At 40.5% G+C, this 11,704-nt stretch carries 12 protein-coding genes; 11 read left to right on the top strand and 1 reads right to left on the bottom strand.

What is annotated here, in order from left to right; all coding sequences use genetic code 11:
* The first annotated feature begins 156 nt into the window (after nt 1-156).
* The 6 genes from pncB to JKG61_RS22930 all read left to right on the top strand — a co-directional run bounded on the left by pncB (nt 157) and on the right by JKG61_RS22930 (nt 4,834).
* Entirely contained in the window at nt 157-1,335 is a 1,179-nt protein-coding gene (gene pncB / locus JKG61_RS13905; RefSeq protein ID WP_202103568.1) for a nicotinate phosphoribosyltransferase, read from the top strand.
* Entirely contained in the window at nt 1,328-2,029 is a 702-nt protein-coding gene (locus tag JKG61_RS13900; RefSeq protein ID WP_202103567.1) for a class I SAM-dependent methyltransferase, read from the top strand. The genes pncB and JKG61_RS13900 overlap by 8 nt, the downstream gene beginning before the upstream one ends.
* A 65-nt stretch (nt 2,030-2,094) precedes the next feature.
* On the top strand, nt 2,095-2,937 hold the full coding sequence (locus tag JKG61_RS13895) for a bifunctional transcriptional activator/DNA repair enzyme AdaA (protein ID WP_202103566.1): 843 nt from the start codon (nt 2,095-2,097) through the stop codon (nt 2,935-2,937).
* Nucleotides 2,938-2,946: 9 nt separating this feature from the next.
* Nucleotides 2,947-3,546 carry an alpha-ketoglutarate-dependent dioxygenase AlkB family protein gene (locus tag JKG61_RS13890; RefSeq protein WP_202103565.1) on the top strand — a complete coding sequence of 200 codons (600 nt, stop codon included), beginning with the start codon at nt 2,947-2,949 and terminating at the stop codon, nt 3,544-3,546.
* A 76-nt stretch (nt 3,547-3,622) separates the two neighbouring features.
* Entirely contained in the window at nt 3,623-4,354 is a 732-nt protein-coding gene (locus JKG61_RS22935) for a serine hydrolase (protein WP_237249483.1), read from the top strand.
* 51 nt (nt 4,355-4,405) lie between these two features.
* A complete protein-coding gene (locus JKG61_RS22930) occupies nt 4,406-4,834 on the top strand; it encodes a hypothetical protein (RefSeq protein ID WP_237249482.1) in 429 nt (142 codons plus the stop codon).
* Nucleotides 4,835-4,888: 54 nt separating this feature from the next.
* Here the strand turns inward: JKG61_RS22930 and JKG61_RS13880 are convergent, their stop codons facing one another.
* Nucleotides 4,889-5,908 (bottom strand): D-alanine--D-alanine ligase, encoded by a 1,020-nt coding sequence (locus JKG61_RS13880; protein ID WP_202103564.1) that lies wholly within the window; start codon nt 5,906-5,908, stop codon nt 4,889-4,891.
* 445 nt (nt 5,909-6,353) lie between these two features.
* Between JKG61_RS13880 and JKG61_RS13875 the strand changes: the two genes are divergently transcribed.
* The 5 genes from JKG61_RS13875 to rpsA all read left to right on the top strand — a co-directional run bounded on the left by JKG61_RS13875 (nt 6,354) and on the right by rpsA (nt 11,636).
* Complete coding sequence (locus tag JKG61_RS13875; RefSeq protein ID WP_202103563.1) at nt 6,354-7,106, top strand: PASTA domain-containing protein; 753 nt, start codon at nt 6,354-6,356, stop codon at nt 7,104-7,106.
* Between the two features lie 2 nt (nt 7,107-7,108).
* Nucleotides 7,109-8,149 (top strand): endolytic transglycosylase MltG, encoded by a 1,041-nt coding sequence (gene mltG, locus JKG61_RS13870; RefSeq protein WP_202103562.1) that lies wholly within the window; start codon nt 7,109-7,111, stop codon nt 8,147-8,149.
* Nucleotides 8,150-8,185: 36 nt separating this feature from the next.
* The gene (locus JKG61_RS13865; protein ID WP_202103561.1) at nt 8,186-8,593 is read left to right on the top strand and encodes an acyl-CoA thioesterase; all 408 of its coding nucleotides are present in this window, start codon (nt 8,186-8,188) and stop codon (nt 8,591-8,593) included.
* A 10-nt stretch (nt 8,594-8,603) separates the two neighbouring features.
* Complete coding sequence (locus tag JKG61_RS13860) at nt 8,604-9,581, top strand: YihY/virulence factor BrkB family protein (protein ID WP_202103560.1); 978 nt, start codon at nt 8,604-8,606, stop codon at nt 9,579-9,581.
* A gap of 120 nt (nt 9,582-9,701) precedes the next feature.
* Nucleotides 9,702-11,636 carry a 30S ribosomal protein S1 gene (gene rpsA, locus JKG61_RS13855; RefSeq protein ID WP_202103559.1) on the top strand — a complete coding sequence of 645 codons (1,935 nt, stop codon included), beginning with the start codon at nt 9,702-9,704 and terminating at the stop codon, nt 11,634-11,636.
* Nucleotides 11,637-11,704 lie beyond the last annotated feature (68 nt).

Raw genomic sequence — 11,704 nt, 5'->3', positions numbered from 1 at the left:
CTGCTCGCTTTTTTTGCAAAAAGGATTCGATGACTGTTGAAATACAGTCCAACGCTAAATTATTTTTGGTATTTTCGTTCACGCTTAGCATGATCCGCGTCGGTTCATAACACAGCAATAGACAATGCAGCAATCAAAAAAAAGACAGACTCTGATATGGCAAGACTTGAATCTCTTCTAGACAACGACTTTTACAAGTTCACAATGCAGTACGCTGTTGTCAAACTCTTCCCAAAAGCAAAAGCAAAGTATCAATTCATCAATAGGGGTAAGCACGTTTTTCCGGAAGGCTTCGCTGAAAGGCTTACCGAAGCAATCGGAGCGATGGCAACACTTAAGCTCAGCAATGCCGAAAAGCAATTCTTTGCGGACACCTGTCCTTATATCGACCCCACCTACTTTGATTTTCTACAAGGGTACCGCTACAACCCGGAAGAAGTCAGCATTACACAACATGCTGGAGAACTGTCTGTCAAAATAGAAGGATTCTGGTACCGCACCATCCTATGGGAGGTACCTATCATGTCTCTAATCTGTGAACTGTATTATGAAATGAGTGATGCAAAACGGGTCGATGATCAAAAGGTGATGGACATCGTAGACCGTAAGATGGACAAGTACGATAAATTAAAAATCACCATTGCAGACTTTGGCACACGCCGAAGACACTCCTATGCGGTACATGACCTGGTCATCAAAACGCTAAAAGCGCACCCTTCAAAAACTTTTATAGGAACTAGCAATGTACATCTGGCCATGAAATACAAGACCAAACCAATTGGCACACATGCCCATGAATGGTTTATGTTTCACGCTGCAAAATACGGTTATAAAATGGCCAATCTTTTGGGGTTAGAAAACTGGTCGGACGTATATCGGGGTGACTTGGGAATCGCCCTTTCAGACACTTATACGACTGAAGCATTTTTTAGGCAATTTGACAAAAAACTCACCAAGCTATTTGACGGGGTACGTCATGACAGTGGGGATGCAATTGAATTTGCAAAAAAAACTATTAAACATTACGAATCCAAAGGAATTGACCCCTTATCAAAAACCATTATCTTTTCAGATGGTCTCGACTATGATAAGGTTGAGAAAATCACCAATTACTGTAATGGCAGAATAGGCTATTCCTTTGGTATAGGCACAGACTTCACCAACGATGTCGGCCTAGAACGCATGAATATTGTATTAAAAATGACCGAAAGCCTTCCCGAAGATGGCGAATGGACACCTGTAATAAAACTTTCTGACGAACCTTTAAAACACACCGGAGACCAAGCCGAAATAGAAATGGCCATACGGTACCTACAACTTGACGAACATGCATAGAGATATTTATGGCGAAGCGCTAAACCAGTTCCATCGGAATGGGGAGCTAAGCCACCCTTTATTGTTACACAGCACCTACGGCGATATTGAAGAAATGCCTGTTGAAGTCTTCTTCCGTACAGAAGAGGATTTCCCCGAGCTCGAACTGATCGCACTGTCCCTATGTGATGGTACAGTATTGGATGTTGGTGCTGGAGTGGGATCGCATGCATTGTACTTACAGGAAAAAGGTTTTGAAACCACTGCTTTAGAAATATCCGCTTCAGCCTGCAACATTATGCGTGAGCGGGGTGTATTGCATATTGCCCAACATAGCTTTTGGGATTATTCCGAAGGAAAATATGACACCCTACTGTTTCTGATGAATGGCATCGGACTAGCGGGCGACCTCGATGGCTTTCGTCGCTTGCTGCATCATGCAAAAACACTATTAACGGACCGAGGACAGCTCTTATTTGACAGTTCGGATATCTCCTACCTCTATGAAGAATACCGTATCACAAGACCGGAATACTACTTTGGCGAGATAGGCTATCAATACGAGTTTCAAGGCCAGAAAGGGGCACCATTCAAATGGCTCTATATGGATCAAACTACATTGATACGTATCGCTCACGAAGAAAATTGGATTGTACAGGTCCTCTATGAAGATGACAACGATCAATATTTGGTTCGAATGGAACGGAGAAAATAGAAAAGTGAATTGCATTTGAGCAATTTTCGGATTGCACACCCGATTTTTTAAAGTCAAATTTGTGTATGAATGAGAAAGAGAGACATTGGAACTACGAGCGTATAGCGCAAGCAATAGCTTTTATCAAAGACAATTTCGATAGGCAACCCAGCTTGCAAGATATCGCAGCACATATCCATCTAAGCCCATTTCACTGCCAGCGGTTATTTCACGAATGGGCAGGCACTACGCCTAAAAAATTCTTGCAATACATCAGTCTGAGCCACGCAAAATCGTTGCTTCAGAAATCGGAATCAATTTCTGAAACAACGTTTAAGACGGGACTCAGCAGCAGCAGTCGTCTCCATGAGCTTTTCGTCAAACTAGAGGGCATGACTCCCCATGAATATCGTAATGGAGGCGAAGGTTTGGTGATAACATACGACTATGCAGACACTTCTTTTGGAGAGATCATTATTGCTGCAACAGAAAAAGGAATTTGCCATATCGCATTCATAACCGATCGGGACAATGGGGTAAAAAATTTAGAAGGACGATTTCCTAATGCTTCGTTTAAAGAGTCCTCCTCTCCTTTTCATCATCAGGTCCGCAACTTTATGAATGGCGAAAAAGATTCCAAGGAACCGATAAAACTACACGTGAAAGGGACGGCATTTCAGCTAAAAGTCTGGGAAGCTCTACTTCAGATTCCTTTGGGTGAGCTAGAGACCTATGGAAGAATCGCAGAACATATCGGCAACCCAAAAGCTTCCAGAGCTGTAGGGACTGCCATTGGCAGCAATCCGATTGCTTACCTCATTCCCTGCCATCGTGTAATACAGGCCTCAGGGATAGTAGGAGGATACATGTGGGGACCTACCCGAAAAACAGCTATAATAGGCTGGGAAAATGCACAAATAATTCCTTAACCCTTGCCTATGAAATTATTTCCGCTCGATGAACCGGACAAAAACTGGTTGCCTTACGATGGTACGGTCAACTACTATGGCGTTATCCTTTCCAATCCAGAGCATTATTTCCGCGTGTTGCACAACGATATCGCATGGCGTCACGATGAGGCGGTAATTTTCGGAAAACACATCTTTACAAAACGGATGGTAGCCTGGTATGGCGATCTACCGTTTGAATATACCTATTCAGGGATTCAAAAAACAGCTCTCCCTTGGGTTGACTGTCTGCTAGAACTGAAAGAAATGGTAGAAAAGCAGTCTAATGAGACATTCAACTCCTGTTTATTGAACCTGTATAACGACGGTTCAGAGGGCATGGCCTGGCACAGTGACGGCGAAAAAGATTTAAAGAAAGATGGTGCAATAGCCTCTTTGACTTTTGGAGCGGAACGAAAGTTCTGTTTTAAGCATAAGGAGAGTAAAGAAAAAGTAGACCTGGTACTGGAGCATGGCTCCTTATTAATGATGAAGGGCACTACACAGACGCATTGGATGCACCGCCTGCCCCCAACAAAAAAAACACACGAACCGCGGATTAATCTAACTTTTAGAACTATAGAAAGGTGAATGCTTTAAATTTTCGTAACTTCCATGCGTTAACATTTCTACAATGCGCATCTTTATTTTTTTCTACTTTACGGTTATGAGTATTTCAATCGGTATGGCACAACAGATTGACAGCACCTACCTCTCGTCATTACTGCAAAAAAATCCGGATCTATTTGACCAAATTCTCAATCACCCAACATACAACGAAGTCCAGATACTTTACACTCAAATTGATAGAGACAAAGACAACATCCCTCACTTTACCTCTTTCGGTTACCGACTTGATCCGACCTGGTATTTTTATCCTGCCAGTACGGTCAAGTTACCTACGGCTATCTTTGCCTTGGAAAAGATAAACGAACTAAAGATCAGAGGACTTGGGCGGGATACTCCTTTGCAAATAGATTCGACCTATGACAGACAGACTTCAGTATACAGAGACTCTTCTTCAGAAAATACTCTTCCAAGCATTGCACATTATATCAAAAAGGTCCTACTGACTTCAGACAACGATGGACATAATCGGCTTTTTGAGTTTGTGGGTAGAGCAGAAATCAACAGCAAGCTCAAAAAGCATGGCAGCCAATACAGCCGTATTGTCAACAGGTTGGCTATCGGTGACAAGGGCATCTGGGCGAAACACACCAATCCTTTTACTTTTTATAGAGATGGTCAGGTCATCTACAGACAGTCCGCTCAATATGACCCTAAGGATTATGAGATGCCCTGGCTCAAAAATACGGTACAAGGCATTGGCTATATAAATGCTGCGGACGAGCTAGTGCACGAACCTTGGTCTTTTGAGGGACTCAATGTCTATGCTTAGGAGGATCAGCAATTAATCTTAAGAAAACTGCTTTTTCCAGAAGCTTTTCCCGTGAAACAACGCTTCAACCTTACGGAAGACGATTATCGTTTTCTATACTTCTATATGTCAAGAGGTCCCCAGGAGGTCTCCTACCCCAAATATGACGTCACGGAATTCTGGCCTACTTATAGTAAATTCGTGTACTTTGGACGAGACAGATCGTTAAGCTCCTTTCAAAATATCCGAAGCTTTAATAAATATGGAGACTCTTATGGCTATAATATCGACAACGCTTATATTGTGGATTTTGACAAAGGCGTTGAATTTTTAGTTTCTGTGGTTGTCCAATCCAACCGGAATGGGATCTACAATGATGGAATCTATGAGTATGAAACGATCACTTATCCTTTCTTAAAGAATTTGGGAGAAGTTCTCTATCAAGAAGAACTAAAAAGGCCAAAAGCTACCCGCCCTAACTTAAAGCGGTTTTCGTTTTAACACAAAATATCGCTGATTTTAAAATATAATTTATCCATACCAAAAGGAGTCCTGTTAGGCTCCTTTTGGTATTATTTTTAGTGCAGTCTCTATCAATTCAGAATAGAAATCACTTTCTTTCATTCCATAAGCACGTACTTGTTGCGGTATAAAACTTTGTGCTGTTTGTCCCGGAATGGTATTAATTTCTATAAAATAAAATTTTTCTGTAGCGTTTTCTATGAAAAAGTCGACACGCACCATTCCTTTACAATCCAACCGAACATATATCTCTTTAATAATGCGGGCTGCACGATCGCGCTGTTCGGCATTAAGATCCGCAGGTGTGATTTCTTCCGTCAATCCTGGTACATATTTGGCTTCAAAGTCAAAAAACTCACGCGTCGTCCGTACTTCGGTAGCAGGCAAAACGATCAGCTCGCCTTTTGCATTTCTAAAAATCCCCTGTGAGAACTCCCTACCTTGCACAAACTCTTCAACCAATACTTGTTGTCCCGTATTTTCGGCATCAAAGGCTTTGTCCAGTGCTTCTTGCAGCTGTGCAGACTCTTTTACCTTGGTCATCCCAATGCTTGACCCTCCAGCATTCGGCTTTACAAAGTAAGGCAGCTGCAATTTTTCTTCCACGAGTTGAATACCGTCTTTGCGGTGGTTTTCAAACAACAGTACAGACCGGGCAACATTAATCTCTGGTATATCGGCAACAATTGATTTGGTGTAACCTTTGTTCATCGTCAGCGCTGATGTCAATGCGCCACAGGAGGTGTAGGGTAGCCCGATCATATCAAAATAACCTTGCAGACGCCCATCCTCTCCAGGGGTACCATGCAAAATGATCAGGGCTACATCGAAACAGATCTTTTCACCATTAATATGAATAGAAAAATCAGCTTTTTCAACGGTAGTCTTGTCCCCTTCACCAAAACTGCCATACCAGCCGTCGTTGGTTATATCGATGATATATACATCGTATTTGCTTTTATCCAATTGACTATAGACAAAAGCTGAACTCTTATAGGACACTTCAGCCTCACCGGTAAATCCACCGGTAATTAACGCTACTTTTGTTTTCATATGCGTATCAATGTATTTTTTATCTGTCATTAACTTTCCCCGACTTGTCGGGTTGGAATACTCATGAGTGCTTGGCTCAACATGAGTATTACGTATGTAAACGAAAATATTTAAGAACTGGTTTGATCAGATCTGTATTCACTTAATGTATATCCGTCACGCGACTGTCATGAGTTAGTTTTAACTCCCACAAACCTAAAAAAAAAGTGCATCATTCACGAATACTTATTTGAATTAAAACATCGGAATGATTCTTGTAAGAAGACGTCTGAATTCGCTCTTGTATATAATGATCATAGCCCACTCGCTTGTAGAGTTAACCGATTAGCAGAAATAATAATTTGTGATACGGGGAAAAACGAATATTTTTGCTTAGTTAAAACTACAATGTTAAAAAAGATTCTACGTTATAGTAGATTAAAAAGATTTATAAAAATTTTATTTCATGTCCAAACTATTGCTCTATCTACGAACTGATGTGTTCAGAAAAAATTTAATTTATGCTTTGATCACACTTGTTGTTCTATTCCTCGTAGTATACTTCGGTCTTAAAGTTTACACGAAGCATGGTGATGCCCAAGAAGTACCAGTTTTAAAGGGATTGACGATATCCGAAGCGAAAAAGATTTTGGATAAAGCGGGACTGGAATATAAGATTGACTCGGTCTACCAGATGGATGCCAAACCGGGTTTGGTAATCGAGCAGGACCCTGAGGCTTCAGCTCTAGTGAAAGGCGGTCGAACCATATACTTAACAATCATCACACAGGTAGCACCGGAGATCGCATTACCGGATGTGATCGAAAAAAATCTTATTGAAGCAAAAGCTATACTACAAAACCACAACTTGAAAATCGGAGATACGATCTACGTGAATGACATCGCCCGCGATGTGGTACTGGACATTCAGTTTGCTGGCCAGAAAATAAAACCTGGAAGAATGATTTCAAAAGGTTCTTCGATCACAGTCGTACTCGGAAATGGTAAAGGCGCTAACGAAGTCGAGGTTCCGATGCTATTAAACCTTACACTTTCAGAAGCCAAATTTGCTCTACAGGGACTTGGTCTTCACCTTGGCGCTATTTCTGGAACGATAACGGATTCAACGACAGCTCGCGTCATCGGGCAATCCCCAGATTCGACCTCCCGATTTATCAGTATAGGTACACCTATCAATCTGACTCTATCGAACGATTAAATATGACAGCAAAGAAATCTTTTCCGAATTGGTTAAAGGGAATTTTAATCATCATTCTACTGGTTGGATCTTTCATAGGTTGGAAAGCCTATCAAGTTTTTTGGGGTCCCTCTGTATCGGATGCGCAACAATATTTATATGTGCATACCAATGACAGCTACGAGAGTGTGCTCCGCCGCATCAGGCAAGAAAGCATAGTCCAAGACCCTGAATATTTTCATCTTGCGGCTAAGGCTATGGACTATCCTGGGAGCGTAAAGGCTGGCCGTTATAAGCTTACGCCTGGAATGAGCAATCGCAAATTGATCGGTAACCTAAGGGCAGGTTTGCAGGATCCAGTAAAATTACGTTTTGCCAACATAAGATTAAAGGAAAACCTAGCAGGTTTGCTTGGCAGGAGTTTTGAGGCAGACTCAGCACAATTTAACGCTATCTTAAACAATGAAGCTGTAGCGGAACAATATGGATTCACAAAAGATAATTTCTTTGCCATGTTCATTCCTAACACCTACAACATTTATTGGAACACCTCTCCGGATAAAGTTATCGAACGATTACACGAAGAGTATCAAAAATTCTGGACGGCAGAAAGGAAGGAAAAGGCGAAACAACAAAACCTCAGTCCTGTAGAAGTATCTATCTTAGCTTCTATTGTACGAGGTGAGGCACTACACAATGACGAAATGCCACAGATTGCCGAGCTATATTTAAATAGGCTAAAAAAAGGAATGTTATTACAAGCGGATCCGACTGTGATCTTTGCCAATAATGATTTCACTATACGTCGTGTACTAAATAAGCACCTCACTATCGACAATCCGTACAATACCTATCGGTATAAAGGTCTACCTCCAGGCCCTATTACAATGGCCCCTATTGTCGCCATAGATGCTGTTTTAAATCCTGCGCAACATGATTATATCTATATGTGTGCTAAAGAAGATTTTTCGGGTTACCATGCCTTTGCAACAACGGTAACTGAACATCTAGTAAATGCTCGTAAATTCCAAAAAGCATTGGACGATAGAAATATTAAAAAATAAGATTAAAAAGGGTTAAAGGAGTTAGAAAGATTAAAAATGTTTATATACGAACATCGATTACGTGTACGCTACGCCGAAACTGACCAGATGGGGTATGTCTATTATGGCAACTATGCTGCTTTTTATGAGGTGGCACGTACGGAAATGTTACGCCAGACCGGAATTTCCTATAAAGAATTAGAGGACATGGGAGTTATGATGCCTGTTCTGGAGATGCACAGCAAGTATCTACAGCCGGCGAAATACGATGAACTTATTACTATAAAGACCATCATCCGTGAAAAACCCAACGTACGCATCAATTTTGAATACGAAATATATAACCAGCAGGGCACCCTACTGCATACAGGTGGTACCCAATTGGTATTTGTAGACATGAAAAGAAATAGGCCGTGCCGGGCGCCTCAGGTATTTATGGAGAAAATGGCGCCCTACTTTAGTTAGACAGGGAGATATGAAAAAACTACATGACAGCTTACTGCATATAAAACCTTATGACCGATTTGTCGAATGGAGCAAAACAGCTGTCCTACCAGGTTTTAGCAATCTGCCGCTGTATACTGTAGCTGTTTTCTTCTTTCAGGAAATAAAACGGGAAGCAATCCTTAACAAAGCGTCTTCTCTTGCCTACAATTTTATGTTAGCGATATTTCCGGGGATCATTTTCCTATTTACATTGATTCCTTATATTCCTATCAATAATTTTCAAGAAGGTCTGATGGAGTTCTTAGCCATTGTGATCCCTCTAGAGGCATTTGCAGCCATAGAGTCAACACTGGAAGATATTATCAAAAACCAAAATGGAGGTTTACTCTCTTTCGGTTTCTTATTGGCTACTTTTTTTTCTACCAATGGCGTCACCAATCTGATGATGGCATTCAATAAATCATCTCTGACCCGGGAAAAGAGAAGCTGGGGGCACCGGCGGCTTATTGCATTGGGGCTATCATTTGCCATCATTACAGCGCTTACCATTGGTATTGCTGTATTTACCGGTGCAGGCATGATCATCAGTTACCTGAAAAACCATATCAACTATGACATGTCTTGGCTCTGGACATTCGTGATTAAAGCTGCACGATGGATCATACTTTTTGCCATCTACTTTAGCACGGTCAGCATGTTATATAAATTCGGTCCATCAGCTTCAAGACGGTGGAAGCTTTTCAGCCCTGGGGCGACCTTGGCAACGATACTGGCGATCCTTACGTTCTCTGGTTTTGTATTCTACATTAACAATTTCAATGCCTACAACAAACTGTACGGCTCTATCGGTACTATTATCGTGATCATGATATGGATGTACCTTAATTCGCTGATTCTACTGATAGGCTTTGAGCTCAATGCGAGCATCACCTTGTCCAAACAAAGCATTAAAACAGTGAAGCCTAAAGTTTATAATTCCTTTAAACCCTCGTCCAATCAAGCTTAAATCCCTTCCTGTAATTCATTGGTGATGCAAAAACATTTTTTTTCACATAAAATATTGTAAATAAAAGTTTTTCGTATCTTTGCACTTCCTACAAAGTAGGGAAAAGGAGATAATTAATTAATGGCAAAAAAACAAGAAGCAGAAAAAGAGTTAGCGGCGAAAAACGCAGAGCTACAAGGTGCTGACACTAAAGTAGTGAAAGACACTGAAAAGATCGAGTCTGAAGCAGATTCAAACTTGATCGACGAAATCAAATCCAACACTTGGATTACTCCAGCTGGAGATTTTGATTGGGATGCAGACGATAAAGCTTTCGGTAATTACAGCGAAGCTGAACGTGCTAAATTGGAAGAGCAATACGCTGGCACTTTCAATCAAATCAACCAAGGCGAAATCATTGAAGGTATCGTGGTATCTATCAATAACAAAGATGTTGTTTTGAACGTCGGTTTCAAGTCAGATGGTCTTGTAGCAAAAACTGAGTTTCGTGATCTACCTGATTTAAAAATCGGGGATACTGTTGATGTATTTGTTGAATCACAAGAGGATGCAAATGGTCAATTAGTATTGTCACGTAAGCGTGCAAAAACTCAAAAATCATGGGAAGCTATCAACGAAGCATTGGAAAATGATGCTATCATCGATGGTTTCGTAAAATCACGTACAAAAGGTGGTTTGATCGTAGACATCAAAGGTGTAGAAGCTTTCTTACCTGGATCTCAGATCGATATCAAACCTATCCGTGACTACGATGTATACGTTGGAAAAACTATGGAGTTCAAAGTTGTAAAAATCAACCACGAATTTAAAAACGTAGTAGTTTCTCACAAAGTATTAATCGAAGACGATTTAGAGAACCAAAAATCAGAAATCGTTGCTAAATTAGAAAAAGGTCAAGTATTAGAAGGTACTGTTAAAAATATCACTGATTTCGGTGTGTTCATCGACTTAGGTGGTGTAGACGGTTTACTTCACATTACTGATATCTCTTGGGGTCGTATCGAACATCCAAAAGAGGTATTAGCTTTAGACCAAACTATCAACGTGGTTGTATTAGACTTTGATGACGAGAAAAAACGTATCGCATTAGGTTTGAAACAACTTTCTCAACACCCTTGGGAATCTTTAGATACAGCTTTAGAAATCGGTTCTAAAGTAAAAGGTAAAATCGTTACTGTTGCTGACTATGGTGCTTTCTTAGAAATCATCCCAGGAGTAGAAGGATTGATCCACGTATCTGAAATGTCATGGTCTCAAAACCTACGTTCTCCTCAAGAGTTCTTAAAAGTAGGTGATGAAATCGAAGCTCAAATCTTAACGTTAGATCGTGAAGACCGCAAGATGAGCCTAGGTATCAAACAATTGACTCCAGATCCATGGCAAAACATTACAGAGCGTTACCCTGTAGGTTCTAAACAATCAGCTGTTGTTAAAAACATGACCAACTTCGGTGTGTTTGTTGAACTAGAAGACGGTATCGATGGTTTAATCCACATCTCTGATCTTTCTTGGTCTAAAAAGATCAACCACCCTAACGAATTCACTAAAGTTGGTGAGACATTAGACGTAGTTGTTTTAGAACTGGACGAAGAAAACCGTAAGTTATCTTTAGGTCACAAACAATTAGAAGAAAATCCTTGGGATACTTTTGAAACAATCTTTACGGAAGGTTCAATTCACGAAGGAACTGTTATCAAAGTAGGTGAAAAAGGAGATATCGTAGCTTTACAGTACGGTGTAGAAGGGTTCTGTCCATCTAAACACTCTATAAAAGAGGACGGTAGCGCTTTGAAAGTTGATGACGCAACAGAGTTTAAAATTATTGAATTCAATAAAGAGAACAAACGTCTAGTTATTTCGCACTCTCGTATCTGGGAAGATGCTAAAGAAGAAGTTCGTAAAGAAGAGTCTAACAGCCGTAAAAAAGATGCTAAAGCAGCGTCAACTGCGGTTAAAAAAGTAAAAGATTCTGTCGAGAAATCTACTTTAGGTGACCTTGATGTATTAGCTCAATTAAAAGAGCAAATGGAAGGTGATGAAAAAAAATCGAAATAAAATCCATTAGATTATAAAAAGGCCCCAAAAGGGGCCTTTTTTTTATTCTAACGAACTGTAATATCTTT

It is taken from the genome of Sphingobacterium faecale (assembly GCF_016746095.1).
GTDB lineage: Bacteria > Bacteroidota > Bacteroidia > Sphingobacteriales > Sphingobacteriaceae > Sphingobacterium > Sphingobacterium faecale.
The sequence above is the reverse complement of the archived record's forward strand: the minus strand, read 5'-3'. Positions and strand labels throughout refer to the sequence as shown.